This window comes from Citrobacter sp. Cf125, from assembly GCF_030333935.1.
In the GTDB taxonomy this organism is placed as follows: domain Bacteria; phylum Pseudomonadota; class Gammaproteobacteria; order Enterobacterales; family Enterobacteriaceae; genus Citrobacter; species Citrobacter freundii.
The window spans coordinates 856555-877329 of record NZ_JAOWEY010000022.1 but is presented as its reverse complement, the minus strand read 5'-3'; the positions used below and the strand labels follow the sequence as shown (position 1 = coordinate 877329).

Below are 20775 nucleotides of genomic sequence, written 5' to 3'. Positions count from 1 at the left end.
TAACGCCGGGTTTCCTGGCATGAAGGGAATTTCATTATGGATATAATGAGAAGTGTTGTGGGTATGGTGGTATTACTGGCCATCGCGTTTCTGCTGTCAGTAAATAAAAAACGTATTAGTCTGCGCACCGTTGGGGCTGCGCTGGTACTGCAAATTGCCATCGGCGGTATTATGCTCTATTTCCCGCCGGGAAAATGGCTGGTTGAACAGGCCGCGCTCGGCGTCCACAAGGTGATGTCATATAGTGACGCGGGTAGCGCATTTATCTTCGGCTCCCTGGTTGGGCCAAAAATGGATGTGCTGTTTGACGGGGCTGGGTTTATCTTCGCCTTCCGGGTGCTCCCGGCCATCATTTTTGTGACCGCACTCATCAGTCTGCTCTATTACATTGGCGTGATGGGGCTATTGATCCGCATCCTCGGCGGTATTTTCCAGAAGGCGTTGAACATCAGTAAGATCGAGTCATTTGTCGCAGTAACCACGATTTTCCTCGGGCAAAACGAGATCCCGGCAATCGTGAAACCGTTTATTGACCGCCTTAATCGTAATGAACTGTTTACCGCTATTTGTAGCGGGATGGCCTCGATTGCTGGCTCAATGATGATTGGTTACGCCGGAATGGGCGTCCCGATTGACTATTTGCTGGCGGCATCATTGATGGCAATCCCTGGCGGCATTTTGTTCGCCCGTATGCTGAGTCCGGCAACGGAAGAATCTCGCGTCACCTTTGAAAACCTGTCATTTACTGAAACACCACCGAAAAGCATCATCGAAGCGGCGGCCAGTGGGGCTATGACCGGGCTGAAGATTGCCGCAGGCGTTGCGACGGTGGTAATGGCATTTGTCGCCATTATCGCGCTGATTAACGGCATTATCGGCGGAATTGGCGGTTGGTTTGGTTTTGGCCACGCCACTCTGGAAGGGATCTTTGGCTATGCGTTAGCCCCGCTGGCGTGGATTATGGGCGTGGACTGGAGCGATGCGACGCTGGCAGGTAGTCTGATTGGACAGAAGCTGGCGATCAACGAATTTGTCGCTTATCTCAACTTCTCGCCGTATCTGCAAACGGGCGGAACGCTGGACGTGAAGACCATCGCGATTATCTCGTTTGCGTTGTGTGGTTTCGCGAACTTCGGTTCGATTGGCGTCGTGGTCGGGGCATTTTCGGCGATTGCGCCACAGCGTGCGCCGGAAATCGCGCAACTTGGAATGCGTGCGCTGGCAGCAGCAACGCTGTCAAACCTGATGAGCGCCACAATAGCCGGTTTCTTTATCGGACTGGCATAAAATAAAGTTTGTAGGCCGGATAAGCGTAGCGCTATCCGGCAGACATTCAAGCTGTTTGCAGCAAATACAGAGCGTTATCCGCAGAGAGCGTTGGGTTGTTGATACTGACGCTGGCCCGCGATAATGCTGCGCAGGCCATGGCAAAGCGCGCGCTTTCACGAAACTCACTGCCTTCCAGAAAGCTGTACAGTAATCCCGCCATAAAAGCGTCATCGGCACCAAAACTGTCTACCACCGTATGCTCAGGCGGCGTCAATAAAAACTGTTCGCCGTCCTTTTCGCTGCAAAAAACGGATTCATCTTCCAGGCAGACAAAAATGCGTTTTACCCCTTGCTGATGCAGGCTATTGACGGCCAGTACGCGATCCGCATCAGTATGAATAGGTTGGCCCCATAAAATCGCAAGCTCTTTCTGCGTGGGTTTTAGCGTATGAATACGCGTAAACCAGGTTTTCATTTTTTCCGCTTTGAACTCTGAAACGGTGTCAATGAATACCGGAATATCATCGGCAATAGTAAAGACCCACTCAATGGCTTCGGCGGTCAGATTGCAATCGGCCAGTACGACACCGGAATGGCGAATCAAATCTCGCGAACCGTTAAGCAACTGCGGCGTCAATTGTTGCAGGATATGGGTATCGTTAATGGCCAGTACGGTCTCTTCCTGTTGATTAGCGATCGACAGGTAGGTTGAGGTGTTGTGTCCATGCAGACGAATGCAGCTGGAAACGTTAACCCCAGCCTGACGCGTTTGTTCCAGCAATGTTTCGCCATAGAAGTCACTGCCAACAGCGGAAATTAAATGTACGTCGCGGCCCAACAGCGCCAGGTTGTGGGCGATGTTACGTCCTACACCGCCTGCTGAGCAATGAATGCTGCCAGGGTTAGAGGCTGCCTGCGGATAATGGATGTCTGCAACACCCCGGATATCCATGTTGATAGCACCGACAACCACGCAATAATCCTGTTCGGTAAGGATATAACCTTTACCTTTGATCATGCCTTTACGCATTAAATCCATAATATGCGCAGCGACGCGTGAACGGCTGATCTGCAAAATATCGGCGATTTCATTCTGCTGAATCAACGGATTGCGGCGCAAGATCTTAAGGATCTGCTTTTCCCTGTCGTTCATGATTAGGCCACCGCTTTTTCTGTTTGCTGGGCTTTCAGCCAGGCAATCTCTTCTGCCCAGATATCTGGATTAATGGTTTCCAGCACCAGCGGAATGCCGTCAAAACGATTGTCCTGCATGATCCAACGGAAGGCATCGTGGCCAATATTGCCTTCACCTAAGCTGTGGTGACGGTCAACGCGGCTGCCAAACGTGCTCTTGGCGTCGTTCAGGTGCATACCGCGCAGATACTTGAAGCCGACAATTCGTTCAAATTCCGCAAAGGTCTTTTCGCATTCCTCAACGGAACGCAAATCGTAACCGGCCGCGAAGGCGTGGCAGGTATCAATACAGACGCCGACACGGGATTTATCTTCTACGCCGTCGATAATGGCGGCCAGGTGCTCAAACTTAAAGCCAAGGTTGCTGCCCTGTCCGGCGGTATTTTCAATGACCGCCGTAACGCCCTGGGTCTGGGCGAGGGCAATGTTGATCGATTCCGCAATGCGCGCCAGACATTCATCTTCCGGAATCTGCATCAAATGGCTGCCCGGGTGAAAGTTAAGCAGGGATAAGCCAAGCTGTTCGCAGCGTTGCATTTCGTCAAGAAACGCGTCACGCGATTTTTCCAGCGCATCGCTGACCGGGTGACCGAGGTTAATCAGGTAGCTGTCGTGAGGCAGGATTTGCGCGGAAGTATAGTGATACTTCTCGCAGGCAGATTTGAAATCATCAATGATTTCGGTGGTCAGCGGCGCGGCACGCCACTGACGCTGATTCTTGGTGAACAGGGCGAATGCGGTCGCTTCGATTTCTGCGGCTCGAATAGCGGCGTTAGCCAGACCGCCAGCGGCGCTTACGTGCGCTCCGATGTATTTCATAAATTAAACCCGCCATACTCAAATGCAAAAGGAGGAAGTATAGCGGGTTAATGGAGGTGAGTCGTGCTCGTTTATGCCATCAGCGCGTGGATAGCGAGGTTAATCGCGCCACCGCCTACAATCAGCCAGACAAACAGCAGCAGGGCCATCAGTAACGGTTTAGCACCGGCTTTTTTCAGGGCGCTAACGTGAGTGGTCAGCCCCAGTGCGGCCATCGCCATTGCCAGCAAAATGGTATCCAGTGTTACCAGCATGTTCACTACCGACTGCGGCAGAAAGTGGAACGAGTTAAAAATCGCGACCACAATGAACAGGATGGCAAACCACGGAATGGTGATTTTGCTCTTCTCACCACCGGAGGCTGGAGACAGCTGTTTAACGCGAGCGGCCAACAGGATAAGGAACGGTGCCAGCATCATGACGCGCAGCATTTTGGCAATAACTGCGGCATTTTCCGCATCCGGGTTAATGGCGTGCCCGGCAGCCACTACCTGTGCCACTTCATGCATGGTGGAACCAATGTAAATGCCGTAGGTTTCCGGGCTAAACCAGTGTGCCAGCAGCGGATACATTGCCGGATACAGGAAGATAGCGATGGTACCGAAGATCACTACGGTGGCGACAGCGACGGTTACCTTACTGGCTTCCGCTTTCACTACCGGCTCGGTTGCCAACACGGCGGCGGCACCACAAATGCTGCTCCCCGCGCCAATCAGCCAACTGGTGTGGCGGTCCAGACCAAACACTTTTTGCCCCAGGAAACAGGCAATCATAAAGGTACTGCTTAGCGTTAACACATCAATCACGATACCGCTGACGCCGACGTCAGCAATTTGCGCGAAGGTGAGGCGGAAGCCGTAGAGGATGATCCCCAGACGTAATAAATGTTGTTTAGCAAACAGCACACCGCCGTCACAGCTTTTCCAGATGTGCGGATAGACGGTGTTGCCGAGAACCATCCCCAGTAAGATTGCTAAGGTGAGGGCGCTGAACCCGGCACCTGCAACGGCGGGAATGGATCCACCCCATAAGGCGACCCCAGTGATAACTGCACTCAGGGCGAGCCCCGGAATAAAATGCCACGCTGTACGACGATGAGTCTGCAAGGTGAGTTCTGTCATATCCTTCTCCTTTATCTGGGTAAAAGAGTACGGCGAAGTGGTTTAAAAATAAAATTGATTATATATTTATAATTAATCTATATAAGTGGTATACCCGTCATACTTCAGGTTGCATGTGCGCTGGCTGCAACTCGAATTATTTAGGGTATAAGTAACGGTTATCCGGTGGAAAACGACTATGCATATCACCCTGCGACAACTTGAAGTGTTTGCTGAGGTATTAAAAAGCGGCTCAACGACCCAGGCGTCTGTCATGCTGGCATTGTCGCAGTCGGCGGTGAGTGCGGCACTTACCGATCTGGAAGGGCAACTCGGCGTGCAACTGTTTGACCGTGTTGGTAAACGACTGGTGGTCAACGAACACGGGCGCTTGCTCTACCCACGGGCGCTGGCGCTACTTGAGCAAACGACCGAAATCGAACAGCTTTTCCGCGAAGATAATGGCGCTATCCGGGTTTATGCCAGTAGCACCATTGGCAACTATATTCTCCCTGCCATGATCGCCCGCTATCGGCATGATTTCCCCGATTTGCCGCTGGAGCTTAGCGTGGGCAACAGCCAGGACGTGATCAATGCGGTGCTGGATTTCCGGGTAGACATCGGGCTGATTGAAGGGCCGTGTCACAGTACGGAAATTATCTCTGAACCGTGGCTGGAAGACGAGCTGGTGGTGTTCGCCGCACCGTCGTCACCGCTTACAAAGGGACCCGTTACGCTGGAACAACTGGCTGCTTCGCCGTGGATCCTGCGTGAACGAGGATCGGGTACGCGTGAACTGGTGGATTACCTGCTGTTGTCTCATTTGCCGAGATTTCAGATGGCAATGGAGTTGGGTAACTCCGAGGCCATTAAGCATGCAGTGCGCCATGGCCTTGGGATCAGCTGTTTGTCACGGCGGGTCATTGCCGAGCAGTTACAGGCGGGAACGCTGAGCGAAGTTCCTGTGCCGCTTCCACGTTTGGTCCGCACGCTGTGGCGTGTTCATCATCGACAAAAACATATCTCCAATGCCATTACGCGCTTTTTGCACTACAGCGACCAGGTAGAGCAGGGGGAATAGGACGTTCACTGTCGTAGCGACTCCTTTTTGCATAATGGCGGTTACGTTTTAACCGCCTTGCACCCTCTATTTTCTGCTTTACTTATAATCCGCGGCCAGTCATGAAGGTCTCTTATAACAGCGCATTTGTGCCGGAAGAATGCCGTTTCGTCTGCTACAATCGCGCCTCATTTTTTGGATGGATAGCATTTTCACATGGTTTCCGAAACTAAAACCACAGAAGCGCCCACGCTACGTCGTGAACTGAAGGCGCGTCACCTGACGATGATTGCCATTGGAGGCTCCATCGGTACAGGTCTTTTCGTTGCATCTGGTGCAACTATTTCTGCAGCGGGTCCTGGCGGCGCGTTGTTCTCTTATATTCTGATCGGTCTGATGGTGTATTTCCTGATGACCAGCCTCGGTGAACTGGCGGCCTATATGCCGGTTTCTGGCTCGTTTTCCACCTACGGTCAGAACTACGTAGAAGAAGGCTTTGGCTTCGCGCTGGGCTGGAACTACTGGTACAACTGGGCGGTAACGATTGCCGTTGACCTGGTGGCCGCACAGCTGGTGATGAGCTGGTGGTTCCCGGACACGCCGGGTTGGATCTGGAGTGCGCTGTTCCTCGGCGTGATCTTCCTGCTGAACTACATTTCCGTTCGCGGATTTGGTGAAGCGGAATATTGGTTCTCACTGATCAAAGTTACCACCGTCATTATCTTCATCGTAGTTGGCGTAATGATGATTTTCGGTATCTTCAAAGGCGCTCAGCCGGTGGGCTGGAGCAACTGGACGACCGGTGATGCACCGTTTGCCGGTGGTTTTGCTGCGATGATTGGCGTGGCGATGATCGTCGGCTTCTCCTTCCAGGGGACGGAGCTTATCGGTATCGCGGCAGGTGAATCTGAAGATCCTGAAAAGAACATTCCACGTGCGGTACGTCAGGTATTCTGGCGAATCCTGCTGTTCTATGTGTTCGCGATTTTGATTATCAGCCTGATTATTCCGTACACCGATCCAAGCCTGCTGCGCAACGATGTGAAAGACATCAGCGTTAGCCCGTTCACGCTGGTATTCCAGCATGCGGGTCTGCTGTCCGCGGCAGCGGTAATGAACGCAGTTATCCTGACGGCGGTGCTGTCTGCAGGTAACTCCGGGATGTACGCTTCCACGCGTATGCTTTACACCCTGGCATGTGACGGTAAAGCGCCACGTATTTTCGGTAAACTGTCTCGTGGCGGCGTACCGCGTAACGCGCTGTATGCGACCACCGTGGTGGCGGGGCTGTGCTTCCTGACCTCGATGTTTGGCAACCAGACCGTATACCTGTGGCTGCTGAATACTTCCGGGATGACGGGCTTTATCGCCTGGCTGGGGATCGCCATTAGCCACTATCGCTTCCGTCGCGGTTATGTGCTGCAGGGCCACGATGTGAAGGATCTGCCGTACCGTTCTGGCTTCTTCCCGCTGGGTCCGATCTTCGCCTTTGTGCTGTGCCTGATTATCACTCTCGGCCAGAACTACGAAGCGTTCCTGAAAGACAGCATTGACTGGGGCGGCGTGATGGCTACCTATATTGGTATCCCGCTGTTCCTGATTATCTGGTTTGGCTATAAGCTGACCAAAGGAACCCATTTTGTTCGCTACAGCGAAATGAAATTCCCGGGTCGCGTGAAGAAATAACAGTATAAAAAGCATAACAAAAACCCCGGCATGATGAGTGCCGGGGTTTTTTATTGCGTCAGACTTAGAAGCTGTAAGTCATGCCAACCGTGTAACGACGACCATCGAGAACGGTGTCGTAGGTATCGTAATCGATTTGCTTATCCAGCACGTTATACACGCCAGCGGTCATCAACAGATCCTTGGTGGCATAGTAACGTAAACCCACATCGACCTGCGTATAGGACGGCGTACCCTGTGCCATGGAAGTACGGCTCAGGTATTCAGACGTTTTTCCACGCAGATTCAGGCGGCTCCAGAAACCGAGATCCTGCGTGGCCTGCCAGTCCAGCGTCGTGTTAAACATATGCTTCGGCATTTTGTTCAACGGCTGGCCGGAGAACTGACCGCTTTTCTGCTCAGATTCCGTGTAGGTGTAGTTCGCGGTCCAGTTGACGTCTGACGTAATCTTCCAGCCGAAGGTGGATTCTACGCCACGCATATTGGCTTTATCGACGTTAACGCGATCGCTGACGAAGTCATAATGGGTATTGCCGATGGTGCAGGCCGGATCGGAACTGCTGTTACAACGGCGCACTTCAGTGATTTTGTTCTTGAAGTCGGTATTGAACAGGGTGACGCCCGCGTTGAGGTTATCGCCGTTATCCCACAGTAAGCCGATTTCTTCGCTGAGGCTTTTCTCCGGCTTCAGGTCCGGGTTGCCGACAATGATTCCGTTCAGACGACCGCCGCCGGTGACCTGTCCCCAGTTTGCTGATGACTGGCGCAGATCCGGGGCGCGATAGCCCGCCGAAACGCCGCCTTTTAAGGTCCATTGATCGCTCAGATGCCATACGCCATAGCCGCGTGGCGTCCAGTTGTCACCGTAGTTTTCATCCTTATCCATACGCAGACCGCCGGTCAGCGTAAAGGTATCGGTAACGGCCCATTCATCTTCAGCAAACAACGCCCAGCTCCAGCGGGTCAGTTTGTTCAGCCCATCAGCCGCTTGCAGCTGGTTGCCGTTATCGCGCAGTTTTTCATAACGGTATTGCCCGCCTAGCGTCAGGGTATGCGCTCCAAGGAATACCTGGTTCTGGTTATTGAAAATCGTATTGTAGGACTTCATCTGGCGACCCGGGTTTTCGCTCTCTTCCTGCTGGACATAGCTGGTGGAGTTGAAGTCGTCGTAATAACCGCTGTGGGTTAGTGAATATGTCGTGTGCACATACTTGCTTTCGCTTTTGCTGTTCGGCTTACAGCTTCCGTTACGACAGTTTTCCTCAGCCATAGATTTGCCTGGGGTACTGTCGCGATCCTGCAATTCACGTGCGTAATCGAAATCGATATCGTTTTTATCGTCTGGCGTAAAGTTCAGGGTTAAGCCCCCGTTACGCATACGCTGTTCATTGTAGCCATTGAGGATTTTATCTTCCGCCCGATGGGAGAATAACCCGGTCACCTTCGCGCCAAGTAATCCGTCAATCAGTGGCCCAGACGCATAGGCGTTGGTCTGGTAAATATCGCCGGAGTCTCTGTCTTCCTGGAAAGTGGCATCGCCGTGCAGAGAACCGGTCCAGGCTTTGGTATTCGACACTTTCTTGGTGATGACGTTAATGACACCGCCCATCGCGTCGGAGCCGTACAGGGATGACATCGGGCCACGGATGACTTCGATACGCTCGATGGATTCAAGCGGCGGCAGCCAACCTTGTTCAATACCTGAGTTGTCGCTATTAGGACGTGTGCCGCGGGTGCTGATGCGTTTACCGTTGACCAGGAAGAGCGTGTATTGCGAAGCCATACCGCGAATACTGATATCGCTGCTGCTCCCCCCGCCGGTGACGACGACGCCAGGGACATCTTTTAGCGCATCGGTGACATCGCGATAGGCTTTGTCCTCAATCTGCTGCTTGGTAATAACAGATATCGAAGCCGGGGCATCCTGAATTTTCTGCTCAAAGCCGGTAGCGGTAACTACCACGGTATCTTGTTCAGCGGCATAGCCGAGTGATGGGAGACTGGCGACGCATACTGCGGCAGCTACAGCCTTAACGTGAGGTATAGTCATTTGTATCATTCCATTTAAATGAATCAAACTGCGCGTCATGTGAAAGGCCATGACAATTGTATGTATTTGTCTTTTAAGGACTCTTTTCAGTAAAGAAGCGGGGGGATTGTACAAAAGTATGAATATTTGTAAACACAAATGATAATAGAAATCATTTGTGTTTGATGTGATTTGGGGTGAAATGCTTTTTTAATCAATAAGATAGTGAAGGAAGAAAAAAGGAGAAAAAGTGAAGGAATGATGGAGGGATGAAGAAGATGGACACCTTTTTGACGCTGAAAGAACCCAACCGAAAGACAGCGGCGATGGCGCCACTGTCCTGTTATGGCTGGCTTATAGTCGATGGAATTTGGCGAGTAAGGCCAGTGACAAGGTGGTTAACAGGATTGCGATCACGGCATAGAGATAGACTCCAGACCACTCCCAGTTGTTCTTCACTAATATCACCGGTACGCCCGCTAACGCCGCGCCGACATAGCTAAACAATCCGCGGAAGCCAGTTATCGATCCCGCCGCATCTTTGTGAGTGACGTCCAGACAACCTACGGCAAAAAGCATATGCGGCCCGTACAGGGCGAAACCCATAATGGTGAAGAGAATGGCCGTAATGGTATATGAGGTATCCTGAACCAGTGGGATTAAGGTAATACATACGCACAGCATTAATGCGAATATTAAGCCTGTCATCCAGCGGTTACTTTTAAACATAAAGTCAGATAAGTAACCCGCCAGTAACCCTCCGGCAAGTCCACCGGCTTCAAACCACGAGATAATAGAGTTGGCTTTAATCAGGCTCCAGCCATGTACCTGAGAATAGTAAATTTGCGGCCAGTCATTGAGGATGGTGCGGGCAATATAAACGGACATATCGCCAATGATAATAATCCACACTAATGGGTTAATCAGGATATATTTGACGAAAATCTGCCAAAAGGAGAGATTTACCGGACTGGCTTTCACTTGGGCAAGCTCTGTTGGATCCTTACGCCATTCGCCAACGTTAGGCAAACCTAAGGTCCCGGGACGGTCTTTAATCGTAAAGAGCGCTACGAGCCCCATCAGCAAGGAGATTGCGCCCGGTACATAAAAACCCATTTTCCAGCTACCGCTCCAGACAATCGCGAAACTTGTCAGCAGTGGGGCGAGACTCCCGCCAATATTATGCGCCGCTTCAACGACCGCCCACCAACGTCCGCGTTCATTCTTGGAAAACCAGGATGCCATGATCTTTGCCATTGGTGGAAAACTGGTGCCCTGGAGGATAGCATTGAGGCTGTACAACACATAAAACGCGGCAACGCTGTCGGAAAAACCAAACAGAATATTAACGATCCCCACGCCAATGAGCACCGGGCCGGTCATGGCTTTCGGATTGATTTTATCAACCAGCATGCCGCCAACAAACTTCATTGAGCCATACAGGATGTAAAACAGTGAAGACATGATGGCAAAATCTTCTGCGGTCAGAGTGGTATCTGACAGCATGGCCGGCATGGCGGCTGAGAAGTTTTTACGTGTTAAATAAAAGACCGCGTAAGAGATAAAAACCGAGGTAATAATCTCTATCCTGAATTTTTTGTAAGTATGGTCAATCTCTTTTTTTTCTTTTACAACCGGCTTATCAGCCTGGCTGAATATAAATGATTTCAAGCTCATATGATCTTCCCTTCAGGCAGTGCTTGTGGGTTATAATCCATTTTCGATAAAGAACAAAAGCGACTCGAATCCGTGAAAATTAATCTGATTGTTAATTAAATTTCTGACCGCGGGTTTTGCTCGCCAGGCAATACCAGTGCCAGCATACGTGAGCATGGGAATATCGTTGGCGCCATCACCGCAGGCGATAATATTATGCTGAGGCATCTGCAGAGAGTCGGCAAGCATGGCCAATGTTTTTTTCTTATTTTCTGCATTCATGATTGGCGCGGAAATATTATCTGTCAGCATACCATTCCTGACTTCAACGGTATTTGAAAATATATAGTCCAGCTGATATTTCTGTTGTAAGCGGTGGGTGAAAATATCCAGTCCGCCGGAAATGATCGCTGTTTTAAATCCTTTCTGCTTGAGGAATGGCAAAATGGTGGTGATGCCGGGAGAGGCCGTCATCCGATCGCATACGGCATTAATGACATGGATGTGTGTCCCTTTTAACATTCCGATGCGCCGGGTGAAACTGTTATTGAAATCCAGTTTTCCTTCCATCGCTTGCTGCGTCAGTTCCGTTATCCGATCGGTGATGCCTAGCGCGCGGGCAATCTCATCCACACCTTCTTCCTCGATAAATGTCGAGTCCATGTCAAAGGCGATGATCCCGTTAATCGGGATGATTTGCGGTTTTAGGAAAAAATCAAATTGCTGAGTGAACGATGTAGCCCTTAGTTTCTTGTATATGTCATCGGTGAATATTTCATCGGGTATTGATAATTTTAAATACGGTTTATTGAATGCGGCTATAGATAATTGTTCCAGTGCGCACGGATATTGTTTGGTCTCGGTATTTAGAAATGTATTGTGCAGCCATGCCTGAAGTTTTTCAGGATCTTTTGCACTAATAAAATAAATAATTGCCATTATGTCACTCCTGTAAATTAAGGTTATTTTAATAGTAGGGGGTGACGATTGAATCCTGCTTTATCACAGATGTGAATGTTAAAAAAAAGATAAAATAGTATTGTTTTTTATACCAATAAATAAACAAAGTCTGAAAGGTATCATTTTTGATATACACATCACGGTCTGTTGCTATTGGCGGTATATTCTATTTTAACTAACAGGGATGGGTCTAAAATGGAAAGTTGTATTGATATTTTTAAAGTCGTCATAGGGCCTTCCAGTTCAAGAACAGTAGGGCCAATGCGTGCTGCGTTTAACTTCATTTCACAATTAAAGCTACAGGAGATCTTACCGCTAACGCGAGAAATCGAGGTTGAGCTATACGGTGCGCTCTCATTAAGCCGCAAGTGTCATAACGTTGATATCGCTCTTTATCTGGGGCTGTTGGGCAATCAGCCGGATGATGTTGATTTACTCCAGCAGATGGATCTCATTAAACGTGCTGAACAGGACGGCACCCTGACGCTTTCTCCTTCAGTTACCGTGACGGTCGCGATTAAGCCGAATCAACAACCGCATTCTGGCCATCCCTATGCGATGACGTTTCGCGCCAGGGATGATTATTTTACGTTGTATGAAGAAACATGGTTTTCAACCGGCGCCGGCCAGGTTCGCAAACCCGGCGAGCCGGCGCCCGAGAGAGCCGCGCAAAAAAACGCATTTCCTTTTGCGTTTCAAAATGCCGCGCAGCTGCAGGAACTGTGTCAGCGTAATGGACTATCCGTTGCGGCATTAATGATGAAAAATGAATTACAGGTGCATTCCCAGGCGGCGTTGCATGACTATTTCGCGTACGTTTGGGCGATAATGCAGCAGGCCGTCCATCGTGGTCTGCATACTGAAGGCCTACTGCCAGGCTCGTATCAGGTGCCGCGCAGGGCCTGCTCGCTCTATAAATTACTGGCAATGAAACCCTCTGCTAACGACTTTCTCACCAACCTCAACTGGGTGAATGCGTTTGCGATTGCCGTCAGCGAGGAAAACGCCGCTGGAGGGCGAGTGGTGACCGCGCCGACCAATGGTGCGAGCGGTATCATCCCTGCGGTCCTCAGTTGGTACGATAAGTTTGTCTGTAAGTTGGATAGCGCATCGGTTATCCGCTTTTTCCTCACCGCTGGCGCCATCGCGCTACTGTTCAAACAAAACGCGTCTATTTTAGGTTCTGAGGTTGGGTGTCAGGGAGAGATCGGCGTGGCCAGTTCGATGGCCGCAGCCGGATTAGCGGAACTGATGGGGGCGTCAGTTGCTCAGGTGCTGAATGCCGCAGAAATCACCATGGAGCACCATCTCGGACTGACCTGCGATCCGGTTGGCGGGCAGGTACAAATTCCCTGCGTCGAACGAAACGCGATTTCGTCCGTAAAAGCGATTAACGCCGCAACGATGGCGATGAGCCGTGTCAGCGAGCCATGCGTTTCGCTCGATGAGGTGATTGCCGCCATGTATGAAACGGGTAAAGACATGAGCGCGAAGTACCGTGAGACGTATCACGGCTGCCTTGGGAAAATTCAGCCCAAAAATCGGGGAGGGCGGCATGAAATATAACACCATGAATAATGATGAAATCATCTTGTCATTATGCGCTCGCATCAGAGAAACGCGGATTTCTCTGGCGCTAACGCAGCAGCAACTTGCTGACCGCGCACAGGTCGGCATTGCGACCATTAAACGCATTGAGAAAGGCGGCGGCCTCAATCTGGACACGCTTATCTCCCTGTTGCGTGCACTGAATAAGTTGCATCACCTGGATGCAATCTTATTCGAGTCTGAAGTGCGTAATTTTAACGAAGGTCATGAAGGCGGTGAGAGCGTGGGGCGATTACAGGTACGCCAACAGGCGGCCGATCTAAATCGTAAAGCGTCCGCGCCGCAGTCAGAAGAGATGAGCTACAGCGCGGCAATAGAAAATACGCTTTACTGGTGATCACTTCAGCAAATACTGGGCATGAAAGCGCAGGTGATCCTCAATAAATGACGCAATAAAGTAATAGCTGTGGTCGTAACCTGGCTGGATGCGTAGCGTCATTGGCCATGCGGTCTGACGGGCTATTTCGGCCAGCACTGCGGGCTGCAACTGATCGGCAAGAAACTGATCGCTGTCTCCTTGATCAATTAGCGTCGGAATCGCGTCTGTGGGCTTACTGGCCAGCATTAACGCGCAGCTATCCCACTCAGCCCATTGTCTTTTATCTTCACCCAGATAAGCGCTAAAAGCCTTCTCGCCCCACGGAACGCGACAAGGGTTTACGATCGGCGCAAAGGCTGAAACGCTGGTGTATCTCCCGGGATTTTTCAGCGCCATAATCAATGCGCCGTGACCGCCCATGGAGTGTCCGCTGATGGCGCAGCGATCGCTGGCGTTAAACTGCGAATGAATCAGTGCCGGAAGCTCATCACGCAGATAGTCATACATGCGAAAATGCGTTGCCCATGGCTGCTGAGTGGCATTGAGGTAAAATCCCGCGCCCTGGCCTAAATCGTAGCCATCATCGTTGGCAACCTGCTCGCCGCGCGGGCTGGTGTCTGGCATCACCAGAACAATACCGAGCTCAGCCGCGATGCGCTGTGCGCCGGCTTTGGTGGTGAAGTTTTCATCATTGCAGGTCAGGCCCGACAGCCAGTACAGCACCGGAGGCGGGGCGTTATCGCGGGGTGGTGGAAGAAAAATACTGAAGGTCATGGCGCAATTTAACGTGGTGGAGTCGTGACGCCAGCGTTGCTGCCAGCCTTCAAAACAGCGGTGCTCTTCAAGCATTTCCATGCGTGGCTCCTTGTTGTGTTGAACCTGTATGTGTTTGCGAACTCACCATAATACAGATTATTCATTGCACTGTGAGTAACTTTCACTTCCGCATTGAGCAAACATACTTCATCATCTATATAACTTTACATTAACACTCGACGTCACCGGGCTGAACAGAAAGTGAAGTTGCTACAGCTGAAAGGCTGTGCCAATTTCAATAATTATCGCGGTGAATACTGGATTATGTGCGCCGCCTCACGCACAATGTTCTGGCTGTGATACAGCCTAAAAACTTTGCCCCATGCAGGGCAGAGGCGCCCCACCTGCAGGAGAAGAAGAAATGTCATCACTCAGTAAAGAAGCGGCACTGGTTCATGAAGCGCTGGTTGCGCGTGGTCTCGAAACCCCGCTGCGCCCGCCCGTGCAAGAGATGGATAACGAAACACGCAAACGTCTTATCTCTGGCCATATGACCGAGATTATGCAATTGCTCAATCTCGATTTGAGCGATGACAGTCTGATGGAAACTCCTCATCGCATTGCGAAAATGTATGTCGATGAGATTTTCTCCGGCCTCGATTACGCCAACTTCCCGAAAATCACCGTCATTGAAAATAAAATGAAGGTGGACGAGATGGTCACGGTCCGCGATATTACGCTGACCAGCACCTGCGAACACCACTTTGTCACTATCGATGGCAAAGCGACGGTGGCGTATATTCCGAAAGATTCGGTCATTGGTCTGTCGAAGATTAACCGCATTGTGCAGTTCTTCGCCCAGCGTCCACAGGTACAGGAACGCCTGACCCAGCAAATTCTCACCGCGCTGCAAACGCTGCTCGGGACGAATAATGTGGCGGTGTCGATTGATGCGGTGCATTACTGTGTGAAAGCGCGCGGCATTCGTGATGCGACCAGTGCGACCACCACCACTTCTCTTGGTGGATTGTTTAAGTCCAGCCAGAACACGCGTCAGGAATTCCTGCGCGCAGTACGTCATCACAACTGATTAGGGCAGGAACCATGGAGCGTAATGTCACGCTGGATTTTATTCGTGGCGTCGCCATTCTTGGTATCCTGCTTCTCAATATTAGCGCCTTTGGCTTGCCAAAGGCGGCATATCTCAATCCTGCGTGGTATGGCGACATCACCTTATCCGATGCCTGGACCTGGGCGCTGCTCGATCTCTTTGCGCAGGTAAAATTCCTCACGCTGTTTGCGCTGCTGTTCGGTGCCGGTCTGCAAATGCTGCTCCCACGCGGTAAACGCTGGATCCAGTCACGGCTTACGCTGCTGGTGTTATTGGGTTTTATTCACGGTTTACTCTTCTGGGATGGCGATATCCTGCTGGCATATGGCTTGATCGGCCTGATTTGCTGGCGGCTGATCCGGGATGCGCCGTCGGTAAAAAGCTTATTTAACACTGGTGTGCTGCTGTATCTGGTGGGCGTTGGCGTACTGCTGCTGTTGGGTGTGATCTCCGGGAGCGAAACCAGCCGCGCCTGGACGCCGGATGCTTCAGCGTTGCTGTATGAAAAATACTGGAAAGTGAACGGCGGAATGGAAGCAATCAGCAATCGCGTGGATATGATGTCCAATAGCTTGCTGGCGTTGGGTGCTCAGTACGGCTGGCAACTGGCGGGGATGATGCTGCTCGGCGCGGCATTAATGCGCAGCGGTTGGCTAAAAGGGCAGTACAGTTTGCAGCACTATCGACGTACCGGCGTGCTGCTGGTCATTATTGGGATGGCGATAAACCTGCCTGCTATCATCGCTCAGTGGAATCTGGACTGGGCCTACCGCTGGTGTGCTTTCCTGTTACAAGCCCCGCGAGAGCTGGGAGCGCCGATGCAGACCATTGGTTACGCCGCGCTGATGTACGGTTTCTGGCCGCAGCTTAGCCGTTTAAAATGGGTCATTGCCGTCGCCTGTGTGGGACGCATGGCATTAACCAACTATCTGTTACAAACCTTAATCTGTACCACGCTGTTCTATCAATTCGGCTTATTTATGAAATTCGACCGACTGGAGCTGCTGTATTTCGTCATCCCGGTCTGGGTCATTAACTTACTTTTCTCCGTGATATGGCTACGTTATTACCGCCAGGGCCCGGTGGAATGGCTGTGGCGTCAATTAACCCTGCGTGCTGCAGGGACATCATTACCGCGAACATCCAGATAACGATCTGGATCACATTCATTAACAAAATGGATGTAAGCGCTTTCATTCCTGTGACATCACTCACGCAGTCCGTTTCATTGTGCTGACAAAATACCCAGCCTGGGGTGTCTGCGGGCAGCCGCAATCTAAAACAGGGCAGTGAATATGGTAACCATTCGTGATGTGGCACGGCAGTCTGGCGTTTCTGTAGCGACCGTTTCCCGCGTACTGAACAACAGTGCGCTGGTGAGTCCCGATACGCGTGAAGCGGTAATGAAAGCAGTCACTCAGCTTGGCTATCGACCTAATGCCAACGCACAAGCGCTGGCGACGCAGGTAAGCGATACGATTGGTGTTGTCGTCATGGATGTATCAGATGCGTTTTTTGGCGCGCTGGTAAAAGCCGTGGATATGGTTGCCCAGCAGCATCAGAAGTATGTCCTGATTGGCAACAGCTACCATGAGGCGGAAAAAGAACGTCATGCCATTGAGGTGTTGATTCGCCAACGCTGTAACGCATTGATTGTACACTCTAAAGCACTGAGCGATCGGGAACTGGCCGAGTTTATGGATCAAATCCCCGGCATGGTGCTGATCAATCGCCTGGTACCGGGTTACGCCCACCGTTGCGTCTGCCTGGATAACATCAGCGGCGCTAAAATGGCGACCCGTATGTTGCTGAATAATGGTCATCAACGCATCGGTTATCTGGCATCAAGCCATCGCATTGAAGATGACACCATGCGCAAAGAAGGGTGGTTAACTGCTCTGAAAGAGCAGGGGATTGTTGCGGCAGAAAGCTGGGTCGGCACCGGTTCGCCCGATATGCAGGGCGGAGAGTCTGCGATGGTGGAACTGCTGGGGCGCAATTTACAACTGACGGCAGTCTTCGCTTATAACGACAATATGGCAGCTGGCGCGCTGACCGCGCTAAAAGATAACGGTATCGCTATTCCATTACACCTTTCAATCATTGGCTTCGATGATATTCCCATCGCGCGTTACACCGATCCGCAGCTAACCACCGTGCGCTATCCCATTGCCTCTATGGCAAAAATGGCGACGGAGCTTGCACTACAGGGTGCGGCTGGCACGTTGGATCCGCAGGCGACGCATTGCTTTATGCCGACGCTGGTACGTCGCCATTCAGTGGCGCTGCGGCAGAATGCGGCACCGATCACTAACTTATAACGCAGCGCGATGTAACCGCTTTCAATATGTGAGTAAATTCACAGTATATTAACAATGCGATAGCTATGATGACACTGTTTGTTGCGCTGTAACTACTATGTAACGGTGAATAATCACTTTCATCGAGGTATAGCTGCCTTAAGCGATAATTAAAGCCTGTTTTGGGAGCGTTGCCAGACACGGAAGAAATATTTTTAAAAGTGAGCTTCGGCGTTCAGTAACACTTCAGTAACGTTCTGCCTGCCGAGCATTTATCTCAAGTACTACCCTGCATAATAAAACCGGAGATACCATGAATAAGAAGGTGTTGACCCTGTCTGCTGTAATGGCAAGCATGTTATTCGGCGCGGCTGCGCACGCTGCTGATACCCGTATTGGTGTGACTATCTATAAGTATGACGATAACTTTATGTCAGTGGTACGTAAGGCTATTGAAAAAGATGCCAAAGCGGCGCCAGATGTACAACTGCTGATGAACGACTCGCAGAACGACCAGTCCAAACAAAACGATCAGATCGACGTGCTGCTGGCAAAAGGCGTTAAAGCACTGGCGATTAACCTGGTTGACCCGGCAGCTGCAGGCACGGTCATTGAAAAAGCACGCGGACAGAACGTACCGATCGTGTTCTTCAACAAAGAACCTTCTCGCAAGGCGCTGGATAGCTATGACAAAGCGTATTACGTCGGTACTGACTCTAAAGAGTCCGGTATTATTCAGGGTGATTTGATTGCCAAACACTGGGCAGCTAACCCGAACTGGGACCTGAACAAAGACGGCAAAATTCAGTTTGTTCTGCTGAAAGGCGAACCGGGACACCCGGATGCTGAAGCACGTACTACTTACGTGATTAAAGAGCTGAACGACAAAGGCATTAAAACTGAGCAACTGCAGTTAGATACTGCAATGTGGGATACCGCTCAGGCGAAAGATAAGATGGATGCGTGGATGTCCGGTCCGAACGCGAACAAAATCGAAGTCGTTATCGCCAACAACGATGCGATGGCAATGGGCGCAGTTGAAGCGCTGAAGGCACACAATAAAACCAGCGTACCGGTATTTGGCGTGGATGCCCTGCCTGAAGCACTGGCGCTGGTGAAATCTGGCGCTATGGCCGGTACCGTGCTGAACGATGCTAATAACCAGGCGAAAGCCACCTTTGATCTGGCGAAAAACCTGGCTGATGGCAAAGGTGCGGCAGATGGCACTAACTGGAAAATTGAGAACAAGATTGTTCGCGTTCCGTACGTAGGTGTCGATAAAGATAATCTGGCCGAGTTCACCAATAAGTAAATACTCCGTCTGTGGGCGCAATTTCATTGCGCCCTTAATAACGCACTCTGCAAGGCCAACAAGGTATAATTATGGTCAGCACACATACTCAGTCGTCAGGCGAATACTTGTTGGAAATGACCGGCATCAACAAGTCCTTCCCCGGCGTTAAGGCGCTTGATAATGTCAATTTAAAAGTCCGCCCGCATTCTATTCACGCCTTAATGGGAGAGAATGGCGCGGGGAAATCAACATTATTGAAATGTCTTTTCGGCATCTATCAAAAAGATTCCGGCAGTATTTTATTTCAGGGTAAAGAAATCGATTTTCATTCTGCTAAGGAAGCGCTTGAGAATGGTATTTCGATGGTACACCAGGAATTAAACCTGGTATTACAACGCTCTGTGATGGACAACATGTGGCTGGGACGCTATCCCACCAAAGGCATGTTTGTCGATCAGGAAAAAATGTACCGCGATACCAAAGCGATATTTGATGAACTGGATATTGATATCGATCCGCGTGCGCGTGTCGGCACATTATCCGTTTCACAAATGCAGATGATTGAAATTGCGAAGGCGTTCTCCTATGACGCCAAAATCGTCATCATGGATGAACCAACTTCATCGTTAACCGAGAAAGAAGTTAATCATCTGTTCACTATCATCCGTAAGCTGAAAGAGCGTGGATGCGGTATTGTTTATATTTCTCACAAAATGGAAGAAATTTTCCAGCTGTGTGATGAAATTACCGTTCTACGCGACGGCCAGTGGATTGCGACCCAGCCGCTGGAAGGGCTGGATATGGATAAGATCATCGCCATGATGGTAGGGCGTTCACTGAACCAACGTTTTCCGGATAAAGAAAACAAACCTGGTGAAGTCATTCTGCAAGTGCGTAACCTGACCTCGCTGCGGCAGCCGTCGATTCGTGATATCTCGTTTGATTTACACAAAGGGGAAATTCTCGGGATTGCCGGTCTGGTGGGTGCAAAACGCACGGATATTGTTGAAACGCTTTTTGGTATTCGTGAGAAATCATCGGGTACAATTACGCTACACGGCAAAAAGATTAATAACCACAGTGCAAATGAAGCCATCAACCATGGTTTTGCGCTGGTCACGGAAGAGCGCCGCTCAACCGGTATTTATGCGTATCTGGACATTGGTTTTAACTCGTTAATTTCTAATATCCAAAATTACAAAAACAAAGTCGGTCTGTTGGATAATTCCCGCATGAAGAGTGACACCCAGTGGGTAATTGACTCCATGAGGGTGAAAACACCGGGCCATCGTACGCAAATCGGTTCACTTTCTGGCGGTAATCAGCAAAAGGTGGTTATTGGTCGTTGGTTATTAACGCAGCCAGAAATTCTGATGCTGGATGAACCGACGCGTGGAATCGATGTTGGCGCGAAATTTGAAATTTACCAGTTAATTGCCGAACTCGCGAAAAAGGATAAGGGGATTATTATTATTTCCTCTGAAATGCCGGAGCTGCTGGGTATTACCGATCGTATTCTGGTGATGAGCAATGGTCTCGTTGCCGGAATTGTTGACACTAAAACAACAACGCAAAACGAAATCCTCCGTCTTGCGTCTTTGCACCTTTAAGATT

General features: G+C 50.5%; 17 protein-coding genes. 10 read left to right on the top strand and 7 right to left on the bottom strand.

Annotated elements, in window-relative coordinates:
* Window positions 1–36 precede the first annotated feature (36 nt).
* Window positions 37–1287: a NupC/NupG family nucleoside CNT transporter gene (locus OGV89_RS08490; protein WP_003027431.1), complete on the top strand. Its 1251-nt coding sequence runs from the start codon at window positions 37–39 to the stop codon at window positions 1285–1287.
* 46 nt (window positions 1288–1333) lie between these two features.
* On the opposite strand, the gene OGV89_RS08485 is transcribed toward OGV89_RS08490, so the two are convergent.
* The 3 genes from OGV89_RS08485 to OGV89_RS08475 form a co-directional block, all read right to left on the bottom strand.
* Window positions 1334–2422 (bottom strand): sugar kinase, encoded by a 1089-nt coding sequence (locus OGV89_RS08485; RefSeq protein ID WP_003027430.1) that lies wholly within the window; start codon window positions 2420–2422, stop codon window positions 1334–1336.
* A gap of 2 nt (window positions 2423–2424) precedes the next feature.
* Window positions 2425–3282 carry a deoxyribonuclease IV gene (nfo, locus tag OGV89_RS08480; RefSeq protein ID WP_003027428.1) on the bottom strand — a complete coding sequence of 286 codons (858 nt, stop codon included), beginning with the start codon at window positions 3280–3282 and terminating at the stop codon, window positions 2425–2427.
* A gap of 71 nt (window positions 3283–3353) precedes the next feature.
* Complete coding sequence (locus tag OGV89_RS08475; protein WP_003027424.1) at window positions 3354–4403, bottom strand: YeiH family protein; 1050 nt, start codon at window positions 4401–4403, stop codon at window positions 3354–3356.
* Between the two features lie 178 nt (window positions 4404–4581).
* Here OGV89_RS08475 and yieE point away from each other — a divergent pair, with 178 nt between their 5' ends.
* Together yieE and lysP are read left to right on the top strand one after the other, a co-directional pair.
* Window positions 4582–5463, top strand: coding sequence for a DNA-binding transcriptional regulator YeiE (gene yieE, locus OGV89_RS08470; protein WP_003840099.1), 882 nt, complete (start codon window positions 4582–4584; stop codon window positions 5461–5463).
* 195 nt (window positions 5464–5658) lie between these two features.
* Complete coding sequence (gene lysP, locus OGV89_RS08465; protein WP_003027419.1) at window positions 5659–7128, top strand: lysine-specific permease; 1470 nt, start codon at window positions 5659–5661, stop codon at window positions 7126–7128.
* A 64-nt stretch (window positions 7129–7192) separates the two neighbouring features.
* On the opposite strand, the gene OGV89_RS08460 is transcribed toward lysP, so the two are convergent.
* The 3 genes from OGV89_RS08460 to serB form a co-directional block, all read right to left on the bottom strand.
* On the bottom strand, window positions 7193–9178 hold the full coding sequence (locus OGV89_RS08460) for a ligand-gated channel protein (protein WP_003840102.1): 1986 nt from the start codon (window positions 9176–9178) through the stop codon (window positions 7193–7195).
* A 333-nt stretch (window positions 9179–9511) separates the two neighbouring features.
* Window positions 9512–10834: an MFS transporter gene (locus OGV89_RS08455; RefSeq protein WP_003845176.1), complete on the bottom strand. Its 1323-nt coding sequence runs from the start codon at window positions 10832–10834 to the stop codon at window positions 9512–9514.
* A 30-nt stretch (window positions 10835–10864) separates the two neighbouring features.
* Window positions 10865–11752 (bottom strand): phosphoserine phosphatase SerB, encoded by an 888-nt coding sequence (gene serB / locus OGV89_RS08450; protein ID WP_048217326.1) that lies wholly within the window; start codon window positions 11750–11752, stop codon window positions 10865–10867.
* 216 nt (window positions 11753–11968) lie between these two features.
* Here serB and OGV89_RS08445 point away from each other — a divergent pair, with 216 nt between their 5' ends.
* Window positions 11969–13339 (top strand): L-serine ammonia-lyase, encoded by a 1371-nt coding sequence (locus tag OGV89_RS08445; RefSeq protein WP_071687535.1) that lies wholly within the window; start codon window positions 11969–11971, stop codon window positions 13337–13339.
* On the top strand, window positions 13329–13718 hold the full coding sequence (locus tag OGV89_RS08440) for a helix-turn-helix domain-containing protein (RefSeq protein WP_087878893.1): 390 nt from the start codon (window positions 13329–13331) through the stop codon (window positions 13716–13718). Before OGV89_RS08445 ends, OGV89_RS08440 begins: the two co-directional genes overlap by 11 nt.
* Here the strand turns inward: OGV89_RS08440 and fghA are convergent, their stop codons facing one another.
* Entirely contained in the window at window positions 13719–14555 is an 837-nt protein-coding gene (gene fghA, locus OGV89_RS08435; RefSeq protein WP_213354773.1) for an S-formylglutathione hydrolase, read from the bottom strand.
* A gap of 322 nt (window positions 14556–14877) precedes the next feature.
* Here fghA and folE point away from each other — a divergent pair, with 322 nt between their 5' ends.
* The 5 genes from folE (at window position 14878) to mglA (ending at window position 20771) form a co-directional block, all read left to right on the top strand.
* Window positions 14878–15546, top strand: a complete 669-nt coding sequence (gene folE / locus OGV89_RS08430) for a GTP cyclohydrolase I FolE (RefSeq protein WP_003027410.1) — start codon at window positions 14878–14880, stop codon at window positions 15544–15546.
* A 14-nt stretch (window positions 15547–15560) separates the two neighbouring features.
* Window positions 15561–16718, top strand: a complete 1158-nt coding sequence (yeiB, locus tag OGV89_RS08425; RefSeq protein WP_003840115.1) for a DUF418 domain-containing protein YeiB — start codon at window positions 15561–15563, stop codon at window positions 16716–16718.
* A gap of 144 nt (window positions 16719–16862) precedes the next feature.
* A complete protein-coding gene (galS, locus tag OGV89_RS08420) occupies window positions 16863–17888 on the top strand; it encodes an HTH-type transcriptional regulator GalS (RefSeq protein ID WP_003027402.1) in 1026 nt (341 codons plus the stop codon).
* Between the two features lie 292 nt (window positions 17889–18180).
* The gene (gene mglB / locus OGV89_RS08415; RefSeq protein ID WP_003027399.1) at window positions 18181–19179 is read left to right on the top strand and encodes a galactose/glucose ABC transporter substrate-binding protein MglB; all 999 of its coding nucleotides are present in this window, start codon (window positions 18181–18183) and stop codon (window positions 19177–19179) included.
* A gap of 71 nt (window positions 19180–19250) precedes the next feature.
* A complete protein-coding gene (mglA, locus tag OGV89_RS08410; RefSeq protein ID WP_003027396.1) occupies window positions 19251–20771 on the top strand; it encodes a galactose/methyl galactoside ABC transporter ATP-binding protein MglA in 1521 nt (506 codons plus the stop codon).
* Window positions 20772–20775: the final 4 nt, after the last annotated feature.

Bases quoted from the DNA above. Each gene is read 5' to 3' on its own strand.
- OGV89_RS08490 (WP_003027431.1), top strand. From the start codon at position 37: ATGGATATAATGAGAAGTGTTGTGGGTATGGTGGTATTACTGGCCATC.
- OGV89_RS08485 (WP_003027430.1), bottom strand. From the start codon at position 2,422: ATGAACGACAGGGAAAAGCAGATCCTTAAGATCTTGCGCCGCAATCCG.
- nfo (WP_003027428.1), bottom strand. From the start codon at position 3,282: ATGAAATACATCGGAGCGCACGTAAGCGCCGCTGGCGGTCTGGCTAAC.
- OGV89_RS08475 (WP_003027424.1), bottom strand. From the start codon at position 4,403: ATGACAGAACTCACCTTGCAGACTCATCGTCGTACAGCGTGGCATTTT.
- yieE (WP_003840099.1), top strand. From the start codon at position 4,582: ATGCATATCACCCTGCGACAACTTGAAGTGTTTGCTGAGGTATTAAAA.
- lysP (WP_003027419.1), top strand. From the start codon at position 5,659: ATGGTTTCCGAAACTAAAACCACAGAAGCGCCCACGCTACGTCGTGAA.
- OGV89_RS08460 (WP_003840102.1), bottom strand. From the start codon at position 9,178: ATGACTATACCTCACGTTAAGGCTGTAGCTGCCGCAGTATGCGTCGCC.
- OGV89_RS08455 (WP_003845176.1), bottom strand. From the start codon at position 10,834: ATGAGCTTGAAATCATTTATATTCAGCCAGGCTGATAAGCCGGTTGTA.
- serB (WP_048217326.1), bottom strand. From the start codon at position 11,752: ATGGCAATTATTTATTTTATTAGTGCAAAAGATCCTGAAAAACTTCAG.
- OGV89_RS08445 (WP_071687535.1), top strand. From the start codon at position 11,969: ATGGAAAGTTGTATTGATATTTTTAAAGTCGTCATAGGGCCTTCCAGT.
- OGV89_RS08440 (WP_087878893.1), top strand. From the start codon at position 13,329: ATGAAATATAACACCATGAATAATGATGAAATCATCTTGTCATTATGC.
- fghA (WP_213354773.1), bottom strand. From the start codon at position 14,555: ATGGAAATGCTTGAAGAGCACCGCTGTTTTGAAGGCTGGCAGCAACGC.
- folE (WP_003027410.1), top strand. From the start codon at position 14,878: ATGTCATCACTCAGTAAAGAAGCGGCACTGGTTCATGAAGCGCTGGTT.
- yeiB (WP_003840115.1), top strand. From the start codon at position 15,561: ATGGAGCGTAATGTCACGCTGGATTTTATTCGTGGCGTCGCCATTCTT.
- galS (WP_003027402.1), top strand. From the start codon at position 16,863: ATGGTAACCATTCGTGATGTGGCACGGCAGTCTGGCGTTTCTGTAGCG.
- mglB (WP_003027399.1), top strand. From the start codon at position 18,181: ATGAATAAGAAGGTGTTGACCCTGTCTGCTGTAATGGCAAGCATGTTA.
- mglA (WP_003027396.1), top strand. From the start codon at position 19,251: ATGGTCAGCACACATACTCAGTCGTCAGGCGAATACTTGTTGGAAATG.